This is a genomic window from Cellulomonas fengjieae, assembly GCF_018388465.1.
GTDB lineage: Bacteria > Actinomycetota > Actinomycetes > Actinomycetales > Cellulomonadaceae > Cellulomonas > Cellulomonas fengjieae.
The window spans coordinates 353,904-374,098 of record NZ_CP074404.1 but is presented as its reverse complement, the minus strand read 5'-3'; the positions used below and the strand labels follow the sequence as shown (position 1 = coordinate 374,098).

Genomic DNA, 20,195 nt, shown 5'->3' with positions numbered 1-20,195 from the left:
TTCCCACCGCTCAACCTGCACTGGGATCGGTCGCGGAGTGCTCACCGGCACTCTGCTCGCCGGCCTCCGGCGGGGGCACCCGGCAGAACCACTCGACCACGAGGCCGACCACGGCCAGCACGACGGCCCCCCCGGTGGCGACGCCGGCCGCGACCGCGCGGCCGCCGTTGCCCGGCACATCGAGCTCGCCGACGAGGACGAGCACCTGCCCGCCGTACCAGCCGGCCAGCAGAGCGCCGGTGTAGCACGACGCCTTGGCCAGGACCACCGTCCGGGCGGCCCGGATGGGGTCGAGGAGCGGGCGCTTGCCGCGCAGGAACTGACGCACCGTCCAGCCCAGCCCGAACACCACGGCAGCGATGAGCAGCTCCACGACCACCACGAGCGGCGGGACCGACGGCGGCAGCCCGCCTCGCCCCGCGATCGCGCGCAGCAGGATCCACGTGACGGCGGCGGCGACGACCGTCACGAGCAGGAGCGTCTGCCAGCGAGTGCGCTGCATCAGGCGTCCGGGGCGTCCGGCCCGGTCCGGACCCGGTCCCACGCCGGCCCGGCGGGAACGGCGCCCGTGTCGTTGCCTACCGCCGGGATGGCGTTGGTCAGCCAGTCGAGCGCGAGCCAACGGACACCGTCGCGGTCGGGCGCCGTCGCGGCCAGCGCGCCGACGGGTCCCCCGCCCAGCCCCGGCAGGACGGCGTCCGGGTCCACCTGCGCCCACGGCTGCAGCACGAACGCGCGCTCGTGCGTTCGCGGGTGCGGCAGCTCGAGGTCGTCCGTCACGGCCAGGACCGAGCCGTACACCACGATGTCGATGTCCAGGGTGCGCGGTCCCCAGTGCTCGTGCCGCTCACGCCCGTGCGCCAGCTCGATCGCCTGCGTGGCGCGCAGCAGCTCGCGCGGGGCGAGCGTCGTCGAGGCCAGCACGACCGCGTTGAGGAAGTCCGGCTGGTCGGGACCGCCGACCGCGGACGTGCGCGCCAACGGCGAGACGTCGACCACCTCGATGCCCGGCGTGCTCGCGAGCTCGGTCACGGCCTCGCGCAGAGTCTCCTGCGCCGGACCGAGGTTGGCGCCGAGGGCCAGCACGACGTCGACCGGACCGTCGGGCGCCTGGTCGAGCACGTCCGTGACGAGCTCACCGACGACCACCGTCGCGTCCGTCGACGACGCCGGCGGCTCGGTCGACGGGGTGTCGGGACCCTGCTCGGACAGCCCGCCGGGCGCGGGGACACCCGCCTCGGTCCAGGCGACCACGCCGGCGGTGACCGCGGGTGCGCCGGGCGCGGGGGTGACCGGGAGCGTAGCGGTCGACGGCGGGACGGACCTCGGGTGCGCGGGCGCCTCGGTCGGCCGCGGCGCGTACGGTTCGGCGGCCGGCAGCTTGGTGCGGTCGCGGTGGATGGCGACCACCACGTCGCCGAACGGCACCTCGATGGGCGCGTGCGGCTTGTGCACGGCCACGTCGACGGCCTGCACGATGCTCGACGCCATGACGGTCGCGGCGATGCGCTCGGCCACCGTCTCGACCAGGTCCACCGGCTCGCCGGCCAGCACCGTGGCCACCTGCTCGGCCAGCGCGCCGTAGTCCAGGGTGTGCGCGAGGTCGTCCCGCGCCGCGGCGCGCCGGGTGTCCAGGTGGACGACGACGTCCGCGACGAACGTCTGCCCCTCCCGCCGCTCGTGCTCGAACACGCCGTGGTAGCCGCGCGCCGTGATCCCCGACAGCTTGATCTGGTCGAGGCGACGCCCGCTGGTGTCCAGCACGTCCTGCCGGCCCTCGTCGTTCATGGTCACCGCGTGCTCCATCCGGTTCGTGCGTCCTCGTCCACGGGCAGCTCGTCCTCGACCGTGCTCACGGTGCTGGTCGCCCGCGCACCCCGCCACGCCGCCGCCACACGCACCGCGTCCGCGGAGCTTGCCACCTCGTGCACGCGCACGCACCAGGCTCCCGCGGCGGCGGCCAGCGCCGTCACCGCGGCCGTGGCGCCGTCGCGCGCCAGGGGCGGCACCGGCTCGCCGTCGGGGCCCGCCAGCAGGTGGCCGAGGAAGCGCTTGCGGCTAGCACCGACCATCACCGGGAACCCGTCGGCCACCAGCTCGGAGAGCCGGGCGAGCAGCGGCCAGTTGCTGCTGCCCGCCTTCGCGAAGCCCAGGCCCGGGTCCAGCACCACCTGCTCGTCCCGCACGCCCGCCGCGCGCAGCGCGTCGACCCGCTGCGCCAGCTCGCGGCGCACGTCCGTCACCACGTCGTCGTAGTCGTCGAGGTCGTCCATCACGTCGGCGTGACCGCGCCAGTGCATGGCGACGTACACCGCACCGGTCTCGGCGACGACGGCGTGCATCGCCTCGTCCGCCAGACCGCCCGACACGTCGTTGACGATCAGGGCGCCACGCGCGACGGCCGCCCGCGCCACCACCGCGCGGGTGGTGTCCACGCTCACGACCGCACCGCGGTCCACCAGCTCCTCGACCACGGGCAGCACGCGGGCGAGCTCGTCGTCCACCGCGACGCGGCGCGCACCCGGCCGGGTCGACTCGCCGCCCACGTCCAGCACGTCGGCGCCGTCGGCGAGCAGCTGCAGACCGTGTGCCACCGCGGCGCCGGGCGTGAACCACCGGCCGCCGTCGGAGAAGGAGTCGGGGGTCACGTTGACGACGCCCATGACCAGCGTGCGGTCCAGGCTGCGCACCCGGGCCGGCAGCGGTGCCGGGTGGGAGGGACCGGGGGCTGTCACGGTGCCGAGCCTAGGGGGTGTCCGCGAAGGCGTCAGCGACCCAGGACGAGGCTCATGGCCTCGGCCCGCGTCGCGACGTCCCGCATCTGTCCGCGCACCGCGGAGGTCACCGTGCGCGACCCGGGCTTGCGCACGCCACGCATCGACATGCAGAGGTGCTCGCACTCCACGACGACGATCACCCCGCGCGGCCGCAGCTCGTTGACCAGGGCGTCCGCGATCTGCGCCGTCAGCCGCTCCTGCACCTGCGGGCGTCGGGCGTACACGTCGACCAGCCGGGCCAGCTTGCTCAGGCCCGTGATCCGCCCGTCCGTCGCGGGGATGTAGCCGACATGCGCGACGCCGTGGAACGGCACCAGGTGGTGCTCGCAGGTCGAGTACACCTCGATGTCCTTGACCAGCACCATCTCCTCGTGACCGATGTCGAAGGTGGTGGTCAGGACGTCCGCCGGCTCCTGGTAGAGCCCCGCGAAGATCTCCCGGTAGGACCGCGCGACCCGCGCAGGAGTCTCCCGCAGACCCTCGCGGTCGGGGTCCTCCCCCACCGCCAGCAGGAGCTCGCGGACGGCGGCCGCGACCCGGGCCTCGTCGTACTCGCCGATGGCCGCACCGGTGAACGTCACCGGACCGATGGTCGAGGGGACGCCGTCCCCGTGCGCCTGCGCCTGCGCCTCCATGCCGACGGCCCTACACGTCCGGCGTCTGCGACGGCGGGACCTCGATGATCTTCTCCGTCGGGTGCGCGGTCGCCGCGGCGGCCTCGTCCTCAGGGATGACGGGGTGGCCGTTCTGCGCGGCCCGCTCGGCGGGCGTCATGACCGGCGGGCGGTCGGAGACGGCGCGCTGGTCGCTGGACAGCCACACCTGGCGCGGGGGGCGCTTGGTGATCGGCTTGAAGATCGTCGCCAGCTCCTCCTGGTTGAGCGTCTCCTTCTCGAGCAGCTCCAGCACGAGCGCGTCCAGGACGTCGCGGTACTGGACCAGGATCTCCCAGGCCTCGTCGTGCGCCTGCTCGATCAGCGCGCGCACCTCGAGGTCGATCGCCGCCGCGACGTCCTCCGAGTAGTCGCGCTGGTGGCCGATGTCGCGGCCCAGGAACACCTCGTTCGACTCCTGGCCCAGCTTGATGGCGCCCAGCCGGGTGCTCATGCCGAACTGCGTGACCATCTTGCGGGCCGTCGAGCTGGCCTTCTCGATGTCGTTGCTGGCGCCCGTCGTCGGGTCGTGGAAGACGAGCTCCTCGGCGACCCGCCCGCCCATGGCGTACGACAGCGTGTCCAGCAGCTCGTTGCGGGTGGTCGAGTACTTGTCCTCGGTCGGCATGACCATCGTGTACCCGAGCGCGCGGCCACGCGGCAGGATCGTGACCTTGGTGACCGGGTCCGTGTACCGGAGCGCCGCCGCGACCAGGGCGTGACCGCCCTCGTGGTACGCGGTGATCTTGATCTCCTTGGGGTTCATCACCCGCGTGCGCTTCTGCGGACCGGCGATGACGCGGTCGATCGCCTCGTCCAGCGTGTGGTCCGTGATCGTCTGCTGTCCCGTGCGGGCCGTCAGCAGCGCGGCCTCGTTGAGCACGTTGGCCAGGTCGGCACCCGTGAAGCCCGGGGTCCGGCGCGCGACGACGCCCAGGTCCACGTGCGGCGCCATCGGCTTGCCCTGCGAGTGCACCCGCAGGATCCGCTCGCGGCCCTTGAGGTCGGGCGGGTCCACGGCGACCTGGCGGTCGAAGCGGCCGGGGCGCAGGAGCGCGGGGTCCAGGATGTCGGGCCGGTTGGTGGCCGCGATGAGGATGACGTTCGCGTTGACGTCGAAGCCGTCCATCTCGACGAGCATCTGGTTGAGCGTCTGCTCGCGCTCGTCGTGACCGCCGCCCATGCCCGCGCCGCGGTGGCGGCCGACGGCGTCGATCTCGTCGATGAAGATGATCGCCGGGGCGTTCTCCTTGGCCTGGTTGAACAGGTCCCGGACGCGGGAGGCACCCACGCCGACGAACATCTCGACGAAGTCCGAGCCGGAGATCGAGTAGAACGGCACGCCCGCCTCGCCGGCGACCGCCCGGGCGAGCAGCGTCTTGCCGGTTCCCGGCGGGCCGTACAGCAGGACGCCCTTGGGGATCTTGGCGCCGACGGCCTGGAACTTGGCCGGCTCCGCGAGGAACTCCTTGATCTCCTGGAGCTCCTCGACCGCCTCGTCGACGCCCGCGACGTCCTCGAACGTGACCTGCGGGGACTCCTTGCTGACGAGCTTCGCCTTCGACTTGCCGAAGCTCATGACCCGCGAGCCGCCGCCCTGGCTGCTCGACATCAGGAACCAGAAGATGCCCACGAGGATGAGCAGCGGCAGCGCAAAGCTCAGCAGGCTCGCCCACCACGGCGTCTGCGGGACGACCGAGGTGTAGCCACCCTCGAGGTCGGCGTCCGCGATCGCGTTCACGACCGACTCGCCCTGCGGCGTCACGTAGTTGAACTGGACCAGCTTGCCGAGGTTGTCCTCGCCCTGCTCGAGGTCGTCCTTGAGCGTCAGGTCGACGCGCTGGACACCCTCGGTGATCTTCGCCTGCTCGACCTTGCCCTCGGTGATCAGCGACAGGCCGACCGACGTGTCGATCTTGCTGATCTTCGGGGCCGCCAGCGTGGACGCGCCGATGTAGAGCAGGATGACGGCGATGACGACCCACAGGATGGGGCCACGGGCTAGTCGCTTGACATTCATGGGCGATAGGGGCGCAGCCCCTCAACCTCCACTCGCGGGACAGGTGGCCTCGAAGTTACACGGAGTTCCTGGGGAACCCCGGACGTGTTCACCGAGGGCGCACTTGCTCTCAGGCCCCGTAGACGTGCGGGGCCAACGTGCCGACGAACGGCAGGTTGCGGTACTTCTCGGCGTAGTCCAGGCCGTACCCGACGACGAACTCGTTGGGGATGTCGAAGCCGACGTAGCGCACGTCGACCTCCACCTTGGACGCCTCGGGCTTGCGCAGCATGGTCGCGATCTCCACCGACGCCGGACCGCGCGAGCGCAGGTTCGACAGCAACCACGACAGCGTCAGCCCTGAGTCGATGATGTCCTCGACGATGAGCACGTGCCGGCCCGTCAGGTCGGCGTCGAGGTCCTTGAGGATCCGCACGACGCCCGAGGACTTGGTCCCGGAGCCGTACGACGACACCGCCATCCAGTCCATCTGCACGGTCGAGTGCAGGCGCCGGGCGAGGTCGGCCATGACCATGACCGCGCCCTTGAGCACACCCACGAGCAGGAGGTCCTTGCCGGCGTAGTCGGCGTCGATCTGCGCCGCGATCTCGTCGAGCCGCTGGTGCAGCTGCTCCTCGGAGAGCATCACGCGCTCGAGGTCGTCGCCCATGTCCGCAGGGTCCACCGCAGTTGCTCCTCTTGTTCCGCCCGTACTGTGCCAGCCACAGCGCGCCCGCCGATCAACCAGGAGCCGGGCCCAGGGCAAGCCTGCCACACGACCGGTGGGCTGCGATGCCGCCGGGGAGCGCCACGGGGCCCTGCCCGTGCCAGCGCGTGATCAGCGCATCGAGTGCCTGCACGTGCGCGTGACCCAGCGCTCCGGCAGGGCTGCCGGCGGCGATCGCGGCCGACCGCAGCGCGCGCGTGCGCAGGGCCGGCGCGGCGGCCGTCAGCACGTCGACGTCGAGCCCGTCGGCCGCCCGCGCCGACGCGAGCAGGTCCTGGGCGAGCACGTCGAGCAGGTCCGCGTCCGCGCGCAGCTGGTCCGCCGAGCGGGCGAGCGCCTCGGCCACCCCGGGGCCGAGCACGCGCTCGAGCACCGGCATCACCTCCGTGCGGACGCGGCTGCGCAGCGCGGCGTCGGCGTGCGTGCCGTCGTTGGTGGGGTCGTGCCAGGGCGTGAGCCCCAGCGCGGCGCACGCGCCGAGGGTGTCGGTCCGGCGCAGGCCGAGCAGCGGCCGACGGAACCGCCCCCGGGCGGGCGCCATGCCCGCGAGCGCGCGCGCACCGGACCCCCTGGCCAGGCCCAGCAGCACGGTCTCGGCCTGGTCGTCGAGGGTGTGGCCCAGCAGCACCGCGGAGGCGCCGAGCGCGTCGGCCGACCGCTCCAGGGCCGCGTACCGCGCGGTCCGCGCCGCGGCCTCACCGGTGCCGTCGACCGTCACCGCGACCACGTCCGCGGGCAGGCCGAGACCCCGGCACGCAGCGGCGGCCTCGTCGGCCACGTGGGCGGACCCGCCCTGCAGCCCGTGGTCCACCACCACGGCGCGCGCCCGCCAGGGCGACCCGGTGCGCGCGGACCGCTCCGCCACGAACGCCGCCCCGGCCGCGAGCGCCAGGGAGTCCGGGCCGCCCGAGCACGCGACCAGCACCAGCGCGCCCGGCGGCAGGTCGCCGACCGCTGCGGCGACCGCGGAGCGCACCGCGGCGACCGGCCGGGCCGGACCCGTCATCCGTGCACCCGACGCACCCAGGCCGACGGGTCCGCGATCTCCCCCGGCAGCGGCAGGTGCTCCGCGGAGGTCCACACGGCGTTGAACCCGGTGAGGCCCACGTCCTTGCGCACCGCGCGCACGAACGCCGCGCCGTCGCGGTACTGGGCCAGCTTGGTGTCGAGGCCGAGCAGCCGGCGCAGCAGCCGGTCGGCCCCACGCGCCCTCGCCGCCTCGTCGCGCCGCGCCTCGAAGCCCGCGCGGATCGCGCGCACGCTCGGCACCACGCCCGGTCCCACCTCGTCCATCGCGACGTCCGCGTGGCCCTCGAGCAGCGCCATGACCGCGCCGACCTCCTCGAACACGCCGCGCTGCCCGACGGACAGCAGGTCGAGGACCCCGACGCCGTCCTGGGAGCCGGTGACGGCGCGGGTGACCGCCTGCGCCAGGTCCCCGAGGCGCGGCAGCGCCCCCTTGTCCTGCGCGAGGTCCGCCATCAGCTCCCCGGCCCTGCCCCGCAGGTGGGCCGCCAGCCAGGGGGCCGCCGCGAACTGCAACGCGTGGGTCTGCTCGTGCAGCGCGACCCACAGCCGGAAGTCGCTCGGGTCCGCCGCGAGCCTGCGCTCGTGGTGCAGCACGTTCGGCGCGACCAGGAGCAGCCGGCCGTGACCGCTGGTGGACGTGAACGGGTCGAACTGCCCGAGCACCTTGCCCGCCAGAAGGGCGAGGACCCCACCGACCTGGACGGCCGACGCCCGCGCCGCACCCGACCGCTGCGGGGTCGCGGCCAGCGGGCCGGTCATGGCGGCGAACACCTCGGCGTTGGCCCGCGCCCAGCCGGGCCGGTCCACCACGAGCACCGTGGAGACCTCCTCGGGCGGGCGGCCGTCCGCCGCGCTCAGGCCGGTGATCGCGGACGCGTGCCCGGCGGCGCGGCCGGCGGCGTCACGCAGCTCGTCGACCAGCTCGGTGAGCTCCGTGCGGCCCGCGACAGGCCCCGGAGCGGCCAGCCGCGCGGCGATGCGGGCGGCGAGCTCCCAGTCGACGAGTCCTCGGGGGTTGTCCACCCGGTCAAACTAACCGCAGCCGCACCCGGACAACGCGGTGACGAACGAGTCGATCGCCGCGCGCGGCCCCCACTGACCCCCGTCGGGTGTCGCGTCGGCCAGCACGACGAAGACCAGCTGGCGGCCGTCGGCGTCGAGCACCGTGCCCGCGAGGGACGTCACGTGCGGCAGGCTGCCCGTCTTGGCGCGCACGAGCCCGCGGGCGGACGACTGCGTGTAGCGGTCCGACAGCGTGCCCGTCAGGCCCGCGATCGGCATGCCCGTGGCGACGTCGCGCAGCACGCCGTGCGCGGGATCGGTGACCTGTCGCAGGAGCCCGGCCAGCAGGTCGGGCGGCAGGACGGAGCCGGCGCCGAGGCCGGACGCGTCCGACAGCCGGGCCCCGGTCGTGTCGATCCCCGCGACAGCGGTCGCGTGCAGCACGGCTGCCGTGGCGCCCTCGAACGAGGCGGGCAGCCCCTGGTCGACCGCCACCAGGCGGCTGACCACCTCGGTGATCGTGTTGTCGGACGTGTCGAGGAAGTAGTGCACGATGCCGTCCAGCGGCGCCGACCGCACGACGGCGATCTCCCGCCCGCCCTCCGGCGTGCCCGCGCGCCGCGGGGAGCCGTCGACCGTGATGCCGACCTCGGCGAGCCGCTGGGCGAACGTGACCGCGGCCGCGAGCGACGGGTCGCCGTGGCGCGGCGGGTACTCACCCGGGCGGATCTTGGCGATGTCGACGGCGAGCGCCGTCACGGGCGCGACGAACCCTGCGGCGATGTCGGCGGGGCTCCACGTGGGGCTCAGGGCCGGAGCGGCGAACAGCGAGTCGTCGACGCCGAGGCTCACCGTGGTGACCCCCTCGAGCTGCAGCGCCTTGGCCGTCTGCGCCGCGAGATCGGCCAGGCCGGCGTGCCCCACGACCGCGTCGGGGTCGCCCGACCCGGCGGCCAGCATCATGTCGCCGCCACCGACGAGGACGATGCTGCTGCCCGGTCCGCGGACCACGCTGGTCGGCAGTGTGACGTCGGGGCCGAGCGTGCTCAGCGCCGCGACCGCGGTGACCAGCTTGGCGGTCGACGCCGGCGTGCGGCCCTCCGCGGGCAGGTGCGCGCCGAGCACGTCACCGGTGAGCTGGTCGGCGACGACCACCCCGACGCTCGGGCCCATGCGCGGGTCGCGCACCAGGCCGTCGACCAGCGCCTGGACGTTCGCGGCCGCGGGCAGCGGGGCCTGCGGGTCCAGGTCCGCGAGCGCCGACGCCGCGCCCACCGGCTCGACCGCGCCCGGTGCCGTCGGGAACGGCAGGGGGTCGGGCGGCGGGTCCTCGAGGGTGACCATCCCGGGCACGACGTCGTACGCGTCGGCGGTCACGTACGCCCCGCCGGCCAGCGCCACGACGAGCACGCACGTGCCGATGACTCTCGCCGCTGTGGTCATCGTCACCCGCCTCGCTCGTTGCACCGTGGGACGCCCCGTCCCGCGGTGCGTCAGACTACTGTCCGAGACAATGGCGCCCAGACACCCCGGCGCGCCGCACGACGACGAGTGTCGCGACCGGCGGTCCCGGATCTTGGGCGCGGACGTGGGGCGGAGGAGAGCTGTGGAGTTCGACGTCACGATCGAGATCCCGAAGGGCCAGCGCAACAAGTACGAGGTGGACCACGCCACGGGGCGCATCCGCCTCGACCGGATGCTGTTCACCTCGACCCGCTATCCCGACGACTACGGCTTCATCGAGGGCACCCTCGGCGAGGACGGCGACCCGCTGGACGCGCTGGTCCTGCTGGAGGAGCCGACGTTCCCGGGCTGCCTGATCCGCGCTCGCGCGCTGGGCATGTTCCGCATGCGCGACGAGGCCGGCGGCGACGACAAGGTGCTCTGCGTCCCGACGGGCGACCAGCGCGCTGCGTGGCGCCAGGACATCGACGACGTGTCCGACTTCCACCGGCTGGAGATCCAGCACTTCTTCGAGGTCTACAAGGACCTCGAGCCCGGCAAGTCGGTCGAGGGTGCGCACTGGGTCGGTCGCTCGGAGGCGGAGGCGGAGATCGAGCGCAGCCGCCAGCGCGCCATCGACACGAACTACTACAGCCACTGAGCGTCCCCGCTCTCCCCAACTCTCTTCGCTGACGTCCGAGTAGATGTAGGCCCTGGGCCTCATCTGCTCGGACGTTGGTGTCTCTCTCGCCGCCCACAGCCCCTGTGGCGGCAGCCGCATGCACAGACCGCACCCGGTGGATCCACCCCCGACACCGAGGCGCGGACGGTACGTGCATGGTTCCGGACCGCTCAGCGCGCGCTCGGCGACGTGCGCTCGTCGCCGGACGCGCCGCCCACCAGGCCGGTCTCCTGACGATGTCCCAGGTCCGCGGCCTCGGCATCACGACGGCACAGATGCACGCGGAGATGAGCGCCGAACGGTGGCGACCCGTCGGCCGGTACACGCTCGCCGTTGCGCCACCCGGGCCCCAGGACAGGGCGGACTGGTGGCTGGCGGTGCTCGAGTGCTCGCCCCGGTGCGCCGGAGATGACGTTCCACGAGCGGCGCTGGCCGGAGTGACAGCACTGCAGGCCGCCGGGCTGCGGGGCATCGTCGACGACGGGTTCATCCACGTCGCCGCTCCGAAGTCCTCTCGACCCCTCCCTCCCCCGCCCGGTGTCCGGGTTCACGAGACGAGGCGATGGCGCGACGAGGACGCACTCACCTCGGGCATCGTCCGCACGCGCCCGGAGGTGGCCACCGTCCAGGCGTCCCTCTGGGCACGTAGCGACCGGGAGGCGTCCCTCTACCTCGTTGCCGCCGTCCAGCAGCGGCTGACGACCGCCGAGGCGATCGGGGAGGTACTGGAACGTGTGCAGCGCGACAAGCGGCGGTGCCTGCTTCGGTCCGTCGTCGAGGAGGTGCGCGACGGGGTGCACTCCCTCAACGAGCTCGACTTCGCTGCGCTGTGCCGTCGCCGCGGTCTTCCGGAGCCAGACCGCCAGGTTGTCGTCTCGCACCCCGGCGGACGGGCGTTTCTCGACGTCCGATGGCGGCGTTGGCGGGTGACTGTGGAGATCGACGGAGTCGGCCATCTACGACCGGATCGGTGGGTCGAGGACAGCCTGCGCCACAACGAGATCGCGCTCAGCGGCGACGTGGTGCTGCGCGTCCCGAGCCTCGGCCTCCGGATCGACCCGGCGCCGTACCTCGACGCCGTCGACCGAGCCCTGCAACGAGCCGGCTGGCGCCCCGACGCACCACAACGTCCGAGCAGATAGAGGCCGGGACCTACTTCTGCTCGGACGTTGAGGGGTCTTGAGCTGCAACGTCCGAGTAGATGGAGGTCAGGGCTTACATCTGCTCGGACGTTGGGGAGGTGCGGGAGGGGTTACGGGCGGCCGGCGAACGGCATGGTCTTGGACCAGCGCATCGAGGTGGTGCGCAGGGGGTCGCCCGGCTTGGAGGCCTCCATGATCTTGCCGTTCCCGGCCCAGATGGCCACGTGGTAGATGTCGTTCGGGTCGTTGGGGTCGTCGGACCAGAAGACGAGGTCGCCCGGCCGCAGGTCGTTGTAGCTGATCTTGAGGACCTGCTTGTACTGGTCGCGGGTGGTCCGCGACAGGTTGACCCCGGCCGCGCGCCAGGCGCTCATCGACAGGCCGGAGCAGTCGTAGCCGTCGGGTCCGGCCGCGGCCCAGATGTACGGCAGGCCGGTCTTCGTCTGCGCCCAGGCAAGCGCCGCGGCGCCGGCATCGGCCGAGCCGCGCGAGCGGCCGGTGCCGAGCCCGTAGGGGTTCGACGGCGCCGGGGCCGGAGCGGGGGCAGGTGCAGGTGCAGGTGCTGGGGCAGGTGCAGGTGCAGGGGCCGGTGCAGGTGCTGGTGCTGGTGCTGGGGCCGGAGCGGGGTTGTTCGTCGCCGGCGGGGTCGTCGTCGCGGGCGGGGTGGTGGCGCCGGGCGCGGTGGCGGTCGGCGGCGCGGCGACGGGGCGCAGGGCGGCGGCGCGGGCGGCGGCCTCCTCGCGGTCGCGGCGCTGCTGGTCGACGAAGTCCTGACGGGCGCGCTCGACCTCGGCGCTCGTCTGGCGGGCGGCGGCCAGCGAGGTGATGAGTCCGTCGCGCTCGGCGGCGGCGGAGGTCTGTGCGTCGGCGGCGTCCTGCTGCGCCTGCTCGGCAGCAGCGAGCGCGTCGGCGGCGGCGGCCTTGGTGGCCGTGGCCTCGGCGGCGGCCTCGGCGGCGCGCGCGGCGAGGGTCGAGGCGACCAGCTGCGTCGCCCGGTACTTCTGCACGGCCTCGTCGGCCTTGCCGCTGATGCGGTCGAGCGAGGTGCTGCGGCGGGCGACGTCCTGGAAGCCGTCGGACGACAGCATCGCCTGCAGCAGGTCGGTCGACCCGCCCGAGCGGGCCAGCTCGCGGGCGATCGCCACGAGCTGGCGGCGCGCGTCCTCGGCGCTCGCGGCCGCGTCCTTCGAGCGGACGACGGCGTCGTCGGAGGCGTGCTGGGCGGCATCGGCATCGGCGATGGCACGGGTGTAGGCGTCGCCGGCCCGCAGGAGGGCCACCTGGGCGGCGTCGGTCTCGGCGCTCAGCTGGGCGAGGCGCACCTCCATGGCGGCCACGGAGCGCTCGGCCGACCGCACCGCGCCCTGCGCCCGTTGCACGTCCTGCCCGGAGGGCGGGGTCGGGTCCGCGAGCGCGCTCGGCGCCCCGACGACGAGCAGGGTCGCGACGAGCGCGCCGGCGACCAGGCCCCGCGAGGCCCTGCGCTTCGTGCGGTTGCTCACCTGGACGTCCTCCCCGACGTTCGGCGGACGGTCCGTGGCGACCGTCCTCCAGCGACGCTACCTGCGCAAACCTCATAAGAGAACATCTGTCACATCAGTCACATGAGTCACACGGATGTGGTTCGGGACGAACCGGGCGACATCCCGGCGAGATCACCCGTTCGCCGCGACGACCGGCACATCACCCGACCGCCGTACCAATGGCTGAGACGGCGGTTCCACTGCTCGGACACATCGATCTATCGTCGGCCCATGTCCCGCCGAATGTGTCGCTGACCCAGCGCACGCTCGGCTGTCCCCGCGGGCAGCGTGCCGTCCTCGTCGGACGGCCCTGACACCCGCCACGGCTCGACCCGTGCGCCACTCCCACCCCTTCCGCGGGACGGATGTCGGCTGCCCGAGGCCCTCCGCGGATCTATCGATCCCTGACAGACCTATCGACGACGGAGAGCAGCACCATGAGCAACGAGAGCTGGAGCTTCGAGACCCGCCAGATCCACGCCGGCCAGAGCGCCGACCCCGCGACCGGCGCCCGCGCGCTGCCGATCTACCAGACGACGAGCTTCGTGTTCGACTCCGCCCAGCAGGCCGCCGACCGGTTCGCCCTCAAGGAGCTCGGCCCGATCTACACGCGCATCGGCAACCCCACGCAGGAGGTCGTCGAGAACCGCATCGCCAACCTGGAGGGCGGCGTCGGCGCGCTGCTCGTCGCGTCGGGCCAGGCGGCCGAGACGCTCGCGATCCTCAACATCGCGGAGGCCGGCGACCACATCGTGGCCAGCCCGTCCCTGTACGGCGGCACGTACAACCTCCTGCACTACACGCTGCCCAAGCTGGGCATCGAGACCACGTTCGTCACCGACCCGCACGACGCGCAGGCGTGGCGGGACGCGGTCCGCCCGAACACCAAGCTGTTCTTCGCGGAGACGATCCCCAACCCGAAGGCCGACATCCTCGACATCGAGCTCGTCGCCGAGGTCGCGCACGCGTCCGGTGTCCCGCTCATCGTCGACAACACCGTGGCGACGCCGTACCTGATCAACCCGCTGCAGTGGGGCGCCGACATCGTGGTGCACTCCGCGACGAAGTACCTGGGCGGCCACGGCTCCGCGATCGGCGGCGCGATCGTCGACGGCGGCTCGTTCGACTTCGCGCAGCACCCCGAGCGGTTCCCCAACTACAACACCCCGGACCCGTCCTACAACGGTCTGGTGTTCGCGCGGGACCTCGGCGTCGGCGGCGCGTTCGGCGTCAACCTCTCCTTCATCCTCAAGGCGCGCGTGCAGCTGCTGCGCGACCTGGGCTCCGCCATCTCGCCGTTCAACGCGTTCCTCATCGCGCAGGGCATCGAAACGCTGTCGCTGCGGATCGAGCGCCACGTGCAGAACGCCGAGAAGGTCGCCGCGTGGCTCGAGGCGCGCGACGACGTGCGCACCGTGCACTACGCCGGCCTGGAGTCGAGCCCGTGGCACGCCGCCCAGCTGAAGTACTCGCCGCGCGGCGCCGGCGCGGTGCTCGCGTTCGAGCTCGACGGCGGCACCGAGGCCGGCCAGGCGTTCGTGTCGGCGCTCGAGCTGCACTCGAACGTGGCCAACATCGGCGACGTGCGCTCCCTCGTCATCCACCCCGCGTCGACCACGCACAGCCAGCTGACACCCGAGGAGCAGGCGCTGTCCGGGGTGACCCCCGGTCTGGTCCGGCTCGCGGTGGGCATCGAGCACATCGACGACATCCTGGCCGACCTGGACGCCGGCTTCCGCGCCGCGAAGAGTGCCTGACCGCATGAGCACGCCGCCGACGCCGTCGGAGCCCAGGACGGGCACCGGCGGCCCGGCGGCGCGCCCCACGAGGAGCCCCGACGTGACGCTCTCCCCGGCCCGACCGCGCACCCTCGGATCCCGCCCACCGCAGGCCGACCAGCCGCCCGTCCCGGCGAGCGCGGCCTGGCGCGACGGTGACCCGATGGGGCGTCGGCAGCTCGCGGACCTGGGACCGCTCAAGCTGGAGTCCGGCGGCCGGCTGCCGGCCGTGCGCCTGGCGTACGAGACGTGGGGTGAGCTGAACGAGGACGCCAGCAACGCGGTCCTGGTGCTGCACGCGCTCACCGGCGACTCGCACGTCACCGGTGAGGCGGGCGACGGGCACCCGACGCCCGGCTGGTGGTCGTCGATGGTTGGGCCCGGTGCGCCGATCGACACCGACCGTTGGTTCGTCGTCGCCCCCAACGTCCTCGGCGGCTGCCAGGGCTCGACCGGACCCGCCTCCCCCGCGCCCGACGGCCGCCCCTGGGGCAGCCGGTTCCCCCTGCTGACCGTGCGGGACCAGGTCGCCGCGGAGATCCGGCTGTCCGACCTGCTGGGCATCGACGCCTGGGCGCTGGTGATCGGGGCGTCGCTGGGCGGGCTGCGGGTGCTGGAGTGGGCGGCCGGCGCCCCCGAGCGGGTCGAGTCCATCGCCGCGATCGCCACCGCCGCGCAGACGTCCGGGGACCAGATCGCCGGCTTCCACACGCAGCTCGCCGCCATCCGCGCCGACCCGCGCTACCGCGACGGCGACTACTACGACGCGCCCGACGGCGACGGACCGCACGCCGGCCTCGGTCTGGCCCGGCAGATCGCGCACCAGACCTACCGCAGCGCGGCGGAGCTGGACCAGCGGTTCGGCCGCATCCCGCAGGGCGGCGAGCAGCCGCTCGAGGGGGGCCGGTTCGCGGTGCAGTCGTACCTGGACCACCACGGCGACAAGCTGAGCCGCCGCTTCGACGCCAACACCTACGTGGTGCTGACCCGCACGATGATCACGCACGACCTGGGCCGCGACCGCGGCGGGGTCGACGCCGCCCTCGGGTCGATCACCGCGCGCGCGCTCGTCGTCGCGGTGGACTCCGACCGGCTGTTCCCGCCCGCCCAGTCGGAGCGGATCGCGGCGGGGATCCCCGGCGCCGAGCCGCTGCGCACCATCCACTCCGCCTACGGCCACGACGGCTTCCTCATCGAGGAGGACGTGGTGGGCGCGTTCGTGCACGAGTTCCTGCAGCGGAGCGCCCGACCGTAACCGGCTGTGCCCGGCCGGACGACTGCGGCACCATGTCGCCATGCCCTCCGCCGAGCTCGCCGACGCCCGCGCCGCCCTGCACGCCCAGTGGACGCTGCTGCGGTCCTGGGTGACCGACGTGGTCGACGACGACGTCGCGGACGATCCCTCCGTGCTGGACGGCTGGACGGTGGCCGAGCTGGTCGCGCACCTGGGCCGCGCGATGGAGGCGCTCGCCGTCTGCGTCCCGCTGCCGGACGGCACCGTCCCGCTGACGCTCGGCGAGTACGTGGGCACGTACGCCGACCGGGCGGCGGACATCGCGCAGACCACGCGGGCGCTGGCCGTCGAGATCGCGGACGACCCGCTGGGACAGGTCGACGCGCGGGCCCTCGCCGCGCTCGAGCGGCTCGACGAGCTGGGTCCCGACGACCTCGTCGTGCAGGCACGCCGCGGCCCCGTGCTGCTCAGCACGATGGCCGTCTCGCGCGTGCTCGAGCTCGTCGTGCACGCCGACGACCTGGCGAGGTCCGTGCCGCGCGGGTCGGACCCCGTCGACCCGGGCGCCCTGCAGCTCGTCGCCGACGCGCTCCTGGAGATCGTCGTCGCGCGCGGCGGCTGGAGCCTGGAGGTCGCCGACCCCCGCACCTGGGTCCGGCTCGCCGCCGGCCGGCAGCCGTACGACGTCGACGAGCTGGCCGTCGCGCTGCACCCGCGCTACACCTCCGACGCGGTGCCGGACCTCGGGCGGATGCTGCCCATCCTGTAGCCGGCGCGCGGGCCAGATACGTTGGGCCGGTGATCGCCGCCTACGCCGCCCGCTTCTCCGACGATCCCGTGAGCGGGCTGGAGGTCGGCGAGCGACCGGCACCGGAGGCGCGCGAGAGCTGGTCGGTGGTCGACGTGCGGGCGGCCGCGCTCAACCACCACGACGTGTGGACCCTGCGCGGCGTCGGAATCCGCGCCGAGCGGCTGCCGATGATCCTGGGCACCGACGCCGCCGGGGTCACCGCGGACGGGCGCGAGGTCGTCGTGCACGGTGTGATCGGCGGGGCGAGCGGGCACGGCGTGGGTCCCGACGAGCCGCGCAGCCTGCTCTCCGAGCGCTACCCCGGCACGCTCGCCGAGCAGGTCGCCGTGCCCACCTGGAACCTCGTCGACAAGCCGGCGGAGCTCTCCTTCGTCGAGGCCGCGTGCCTACCGACGGCCTGGCTCACCGCCTACCGGATGCTGTTCCGCTCGGGCGGCGCGACGCCCGGGCAGCGGGTCCTCGTCCAGGGGGCCGGCGGGGGTCTCGCCACCGCGGCCGTCCTGCTCGGTGCGGCGGCCGGTCTGGAGATGATCGTGACCAGCCGGTCCGAGGACCGGCGGGCCCGCGCGCTGACGCTCGGCGCCGCCGCCGCGGTGGAGCCCGGTGCGCGCGTCCCCCGGGCCGACGTCGTGCTGGAGAGCGTCGGCAGGGCGACCTGGTCGCACTCGGTGCGCTCGGTGCGGCCGGGCGGGCGGATCGTCGTCGCGGGCGCCACGAGCGGCGACGCCGAGCCCGCCGAGCTGACGCGGATCTTCTTCCAGGAGATCACGGTCGTCGGCACGACGATGGGCACGCGCGACGACCTGCAGCACCTGCTCGCGTTCCTGGCGCGCACCGGCGTGCGGCCGCTCGTCGACTCGACGTTCGCGCTGGCCGACGCCCGCGACGCCGTGCGGCGCATGGTCGAGGGCACCCAGTTCGGGAAGATCGTCCTGGAGCCGTGAGGGGACCGGTGTGAGCGCGGAGTGGGGCCCCGACATCCTGGGCCCCGACTACCGCGTCCGCACGCTCGAGCTGAGGCCCGACGACGAGGGCGACGTCGTGGCCAGCCTGGTCCGGTACGCACCCCCGCTCGCCGACCCGGTGCGCCCCTCCCGCGCCGTCCTGTACATCCACGGCTGGTCGGACTACTTCTTCCAGACCGGGCTGGCCGAGTACTGGCAGAGCCGGGGAGCCGCGTTCTACGCCCTGGACCTGCGCAAGTACGGTCGCAGCCTGCGGCCCGGGCAGACGCCCGGGTACGTCGACGACCTCGCCACCTACGACGAGGAGATCGAGGCCGCGCTCGACGTCATCGCCGGCGACCTCGGGTCGCGCGCGCGGGTGATGATCAACGCGCACTCGACGGGTGGCCTGGTCGCGGCGCTGTGGGCCGACCGGCACCCCGGAGCGCTCAGCGGCCTGGTGCTCAACAGCCCGTACCTCGAGCTGCAGGGGTCGTCGGCGGTGCGCCACATCAGCGCCCCCGCGATCGCGCAGATCGCCCGGTTCCAGCCCAAGGCGCCGCTGCCCAACATCGATCCCGGCTACTACTCGCGCACCCTGAGCAGCCAGAGCGGGGGCGAGTGGACCTACAACACGGCGTGGCGGCCGACGCCGTCGTTCCCGGTCCGGGCCGGGTGGTTGCTCGCCGTGATGGCGGGGCACGCGCGGGTGGCGCGGGGGCTGTCGATCCCGCAGCCGATCCTCATGTGCGCGTCGAGCCGGTCCGTGATCAGCCCCCGCTGGAGCGAGGACATGCGCCACGCCGACGTCGTGCTCGACGTCGAGCTGCTGGCGCGCCGGGCCGTGCAGCTGGGACCGTGCGTGACCATCGTGCGGATCCGTGGCGGCGTGCACGACCTGACCCTGTCCCCGGAGCCCGTCCGCACTCGGTTCTACGCGGAGATCGACCGCTGGGTCGCCGCGTACGGGTGGGGCTGACCGGTCAGGGACGCAGGATGCCGGTCGCCTCCGCGAGGGTCGGGCCGCCCTCGCCGAGCCGCCACGTGCGCCAGCCGTCGACCGGGTTCTCGGCGGTCACGGCGGCCGACGCGGCCTCGTCGGGATCGGCGAACACCTCACCCGACGGCAGCTCGATCAGCCCGTCGGTGCGCAGCACGGCAAGCAGCCGCTGACCGCGGCGCGCGCGGACCCAGACCAGGGTCGTGATCGCACGGCGGCTCTTGGCCAGCGTGGCCAGCTCCGGGACCGCCTGCGGGACGACATCGGACCGCGGCTCGCGCACGGGGGCGAAGACCTGCGTCTGCGCCGCCTGGGGTGTGGGTGCCGGTGGGGCGGGCGGCGGGACCCTCGGGTTGGCCGTCGTGGTGGGCGCCGGCGGTCGCAGCCGGGGCGGGTTCATCGTCGGGAAGCTCGAGGAGATGGGCAGCGGCGGCGACGGCGCCGCGGACGGCCGCGCGCCCAGCACGTCGTCGCGGTCTCTGGGCGGGGTGCGCGGCGTCGTCTGGTCGGCGGCGGACCGCAGCCCGACCACGGGCGTCAGCGTGGTCGGCGCCTCGTGCACGGTCGTGGACCCTCGTGGCTTGTCGGCGGCGGGCTGTGGCGTCGGCTCGGTCGCGGGCGCGCGCAGGCGGGTGGGAGCGGGCGGCTCGGGGGTGGCCGGCGGCGGCGTGACGGCGCGCAGCTCCCCCGTCGCCGGCGTGCGAGTCGGTCCCGCGGGCACGTGCGGCTCGTACGGCACACCCGCGGTGAACCCCTCGCTCGAACGGACGAGCCGCAGTGCCGTCGGCTCCACGGAGCGCCGGGCGCCCTCGTACGTCGCCAGCGGCGACACGTCGAGCAGGCGTCGGTCGTCGACCCCGCGGACCACGCCGACCTGCAGGACGTCGACGTGCCGGCCGGGGCTGCGCAGGAAGCCGAGCGTGTCGCCCGCCTCGGCGGCGACCTCCGAGCACAGCAGCACCAGGCGCACGCCCTCCCGCCGGGTGGTGTGCGTGCCGAACGCCGCCTGCTCGCGGAACGCCGCGAAGTCGACCGCGAACCGGCTGGGGTCGGGGTGGTACGCGCGGGCCAGGTCCGTGGTCGTCATCCGGGCGGCCGCGCCGGCGTGCCGCAGGGCGGAGATGACCGCGTCGTCGTCGACCACCTGCGCCACGTCGATGACCACGGGGTGCCCCGCGGCGTCGAGCGCGAGCAGCTCGGGAAGGTCCGCGTGGTCGGGCGCACCCGTGCGGGACCGGACCGCGAAGAGCGGCTCACCGGCGAGGGCGGCGAGGTGGTGGGTCAGGAGGGCGGCGCACTCCTGCGCGAACGATCCGGTCAGGGGCTGCATCGGCTGGACGAGGCGCGGTCGGCCGTCGTCGAGCTCGAAGAGAGGCATCTGTCCCGGCCTTCCTGGCACGCCGCCGCGCGCTGCACGATCCCGTCGTCGCCCGCGCGCCGGTCCGGCGCGC

The 20,195-nt window shown here is 74.0% G+C and carries 18 protein-coding genes; 7 read left to right on the top strand and 11 right to left on the bottom strand.

All coding sequences use genetic code 11. The features are described 5' to 3' along the window. Positions 1–10: 10 nt before the first annotated feature. The 9 genes from KG102_RS01750 to dacB all read right to left on the bottom strand — a co-directional run bounded on the left by KG102_RS01750 (position 11) and on the right by dacB (position 9,630). Positions 11–502: a DUF3180 domain-containing protein gene (locus KG102_RS01750; RefSeq protein ID WP_208210169.1), complete on the bottom strand. Its 492-nt coding sequence runs from the start codon at positions 500–502 to the stop codon at positions 11–13. Further along, positions 502–1,788: a 2-amino-4-hydroxy-6-hydroxymethyldihydropteridine diphosphokinase gene (gene folK / locus KG102_RS01745; RefSeq protein WP_208289666.1), complete on the bottom strand. Its 1,287-nt coding sequence runs from the start codon at positions 1,786–1,788 to the stop codon at positions 502–504. Before folK ends, KG102_RS01750 begins: the two co-directional genes overlap by 1 nt. Positions 1,789–1,790: 2 nt before the next feature. Next, positions 1,791–2,663 (bottom strand): dihydropteroate synthase, encoded by an 873-nt coding sequence (gene folP, locus KG102_RS01740; protein ID WP_208289667.1) that lies wholly within the window; start codon positions 2,661–2,663, stop codon positions 1,791–1,793. A 104-nt stretch (positions 2,664–2,767) separates the two neighbouring features. Then, complete coding sequence (gene folE, locus KG102_RS01735; RefSeq protein ID WP_208210170.1) at positions 2,768–3,412, bottom strand: GTP cyclohydrolase I FolE; 645 nt, start codon at positions 3,410–3,412, stop codon at positions 2,768–2,770. Between the two features lie 10 nt (positions 3,413–3,422). Continuing rightward, positions 3,423–5,450, bottom strand: coding sequence for an ATP-dependent zinc metalloprotease FtsH (gene ftsH, locus KG102_RS01730; protein WP_208210171.1), 2,028 nt, complete (start codon positions 5,448–5,450; stop codon positions 3,423–3,425). A 109-nt stretch (positions 5,451–5,559) separates the two neighbouring features. Continuing rightward, positions 5,560–6,114 (bottom strand): hypoxanthine phosphoribosyltransferase, encoded by a 555-nt coding sequence (hpt, locus tag KG102_RS01725; RefSeq protein WP_208210172.1) that lies wholly within the window; start codon positions 6,112–6,114, stop codon positions 5,560–5,562. A gap of 55 nt (positions 6,115–6,169) precedes the next feature. Continuing rightward, positions 6,170–7,162 (bottom strand): tRNA lysidine(34) synthetase TilS, encoded by a 993-nt coding sequence (tilS, locus tag KG102_RS01720; protein ID WP_208289578.1) that lies wholly within the window; start codon positions 7,160–7,162, stop codon positions 6,170–6,172. Beyond that, positions 7,159–8,208: a zinc-dependent metalloprotease gene (locus KG102_RS01715; protein ID WP_208210174.1), complete on the bottom strand. Its 1,050-nt coding sequence runs from the start codon at positions 8,206–8,208 to the stop codon at positions 7,159–7,161. Before KG102_RS01715 ends, tilS begins: the two co-directional genes overlap by 4 nt. A 9-nt stretch (positions 8,209–8,217) precedes the next feature. Further along, a complete protein-coding gene (gene dacB / locus KG102_RS01710) occupies positions 8,218–9,630 on the bottom strand; it encodes a D-alanyl-D-alanine carboxypeptidase/D-alanyl-D-alanine endopeptidase (RefSeq protein WP_208289668.1) in 1,413 nt (470 codons plus the stop codon). 163 nt (positions 9,631–9,793) lie between these two features. Here dacB and KG102_RS01705 point away from each other — a divergent pair, with 163 nt between their 5' ends. Further along, on the top strand, positions 9,794–10,291 hold the full coding sequence (locus KG102_RS01705) for an inorganic diphosphatase (protein WP_056085756.1): 498 nt from the start codon (positions 9,794–9,796) through the stop codon (positions 10,289–10,291). Between the two features lie 176 nt (positions 10,292–10,467). Beyond that, on the top strand, positions 10,468–11,454 hold the full coding sequence (locus KG102_RS01700) for a hypothetical protein (protein ID WP_208289579.1): 987 nt from the start codon (positions 10,468–10,470) through the stop codon (positions 11,452–11,454). A 110-nt stretch (positions 11,455–11,564) separates the two neighbouring features. Here KG102_RS01700 and KG102_RS01695 read toward each other — a convergent pair whose 3' ends face one another. After that, positions 11,565–12,956 (bottom strand): C40 family peptidase, encoded by a 1,392-nt coding sequence (locus tag KG102_RS01695; RefSeq protein WP_208289580.1) that lies wholly within the window; start codon positions 12,954–12,956, stop codon positions 11,565–11,567. Between the two features lie 458 nt (positions 12,957–13,414). On the opposite strand from KG102_RS01695, the gene KG102_RS01690 reads away from it, so the two are divergent. From KG102_RS01690 to KG102_RS01670, 5 genes are read left to right on the top strand one after another with little or no spacing between them, the layout of a single operon-like run. After that, positions 13,415–14,734 carry a bifunctional o-acetylhomoserine/o-acetylserine sulfhydrylase gene (locus KG102_RS01690; protein ID WP_208289581.1) on the top strand — a complete coding sequence of 440 codons (1,320 nt, stop codon included), beginning with the start codon at positions 13,415–13,417 and terminating at the stop codon, positions 14,732–14,734. A gap of 4 nt (positions 14,735–14,738) precedes the next feature. After that, the gene (metX, locus tag KG102_RS01685; RefSeq protein WP_208289582.1) at positions 14,739–16,010 is read left to right on the top strand and encodes a homoserine O-acetyltransferase MetX; all 1,272 of its coding nucleotides are present in this window, start codon (positions 14,739–14,741) and stop codon (positions 16,008–16,010) included. A 40-nt stretch (positions 16,011–16,050) separates the two neighbouring features. Further along, on the top strand, positions 16,051–16,758 hold the full coding sequence (locus tag KG102_RS01680; RefSeq protein ID WP_208289583.1) for a maleylpyruvate isomerase N-terminal domain-containing protein: 708 nt from the start codon (positions 16,051–16,053) through the stop codon (positions 16,756–16,758). Between the two features lie 29 nt (positions 16,759–16,787). Then, positions 16,788–17,744: a zinc-binding dehydrogenase gene (locus KG102_RS01675; RefSeq protein ID WP_208289584.1), complete on the top strand. Its 957-nt coding sequence runs from the start codon at positions 16,788–16,790 to the stop codon at positions 17,742–17,744. Between the two features lie 10 nt (positions 17,745–17,754). Then, positions 17,755–18,723 carry an alpha/beta hydrolase gene (locus KG102_RS01670; RefSeq protein WP_208210181.1) on the top strand — a complete coding sequence of 323 codons (969 nt, stop codon included), beginning with the start codon at positions 17,755–17,757 and terminating at the stop codon, positions 18,721–18,723. A gap of 4 nt (positions 18,724–18,727) precedes the next feature. Here KG102_RS01670 and KG102_RS01665 read toward each other — a convergent pair whose 3' ends face one another. Beyond that, positions 18,728–20,122, bottom strand: coding sequence for a restriction system modified-DNA reader domain-containing protein (locus tag KG102_RS01665; RefSeq protein ID WP_208289585.1), 1,395 nt, complete (start codon positions 20,120–20,122; stop codon positions 18,728–18,730). Positions 20,123–20,195 lie beyond the last annotated feature (73 nt).

Excerpts from the sequence above, each read along its gene's own strand:
- folE (WP_208210170.1), bottom strand. The coding sequence starts at position 3,412 with ATGGAGGCGCAGGCGCAGGCGCACGGGGACGGCGTCCCCTCGACCATC.
- KG102_RS01680 (WP_208289583.1), top strand. The coding sequence starts at position 16,051 with ATGCCCTCCGCCGAGCTCGCCGACGCCCGCGCCGCCCTGCACGCCCAG.
- ftsH (WP_208210171.1), bottom strand. The coding sequence starts at position 5,450 with ATGAATGTCAAGCGACTAGCCCGTGGCCCCATCCTGTGGGTCGTCATC.
- KG102_RS01690 (WP_208289581.1), top strand. The coding sequence starts at position 13,415 with ATGAGCAACGAGAGCTGGAGCTTCGAGACCCGCCAGATCCACGCCGGC.
- KG102_RS01700 (WP_208289579.1), top strand. The coding sequence starts at position 10,468 with ATGGTTCCGGACCGCTCAGCGCGCGCTCGGCGACGTGCGCTCGTCGCC.
- tilS (WP_208289578.1), bottom strand. The coding sequence starts at position 7,162 with ATGACGGGTCCGGCCCGGCCGGTCGCCGCGGTGCGCTCCGCGGTCGCC.
- dacB (WP_208289668.1), bottom strand. The coding sequence starts at position 9,630 with ATGACCACAGCGGCGAGAGTCATCGGCACGTGCGTGCTCGTCGTGGCG.
- metX (WP_208289582.1), top strand. The coding sequence starts at position 14,739 with ATGAGCACGCCGCCGACGCCGTCGGAGCCCAGGACGGGCACCGGCGGC.
- KG102_RS01665 (WP_208289585.1), bottom strand. The coding sequence starts at position 20,122 with ATGCCTCTCTTCGAGCTCGACGACGGCCGACCGCGCCTCGTCCAGCCG.
- folK (WP_208289666.1), bottom strand. The coding sequence starts at position 1,788 with ATGAACGACGAGGGCCGGCAGGACGTGCTGGACACCAGCGGGCGTCGC.
- KG102_RS01750 (WP_208210169.1), bottom strand. The coding sequence starts at position 502 with ATGCAGCGCACTCGCTGGCAGACGCTCCTGCTCGTGACGGTCGTCGCC.
- folP (WP_208289667.1), bottom strand. The coding sequence starts at position 2,663 with ATGGGCGTCGTCAACGTGACCCCCGACTCCTTCTCCGACGGCGGCCGG.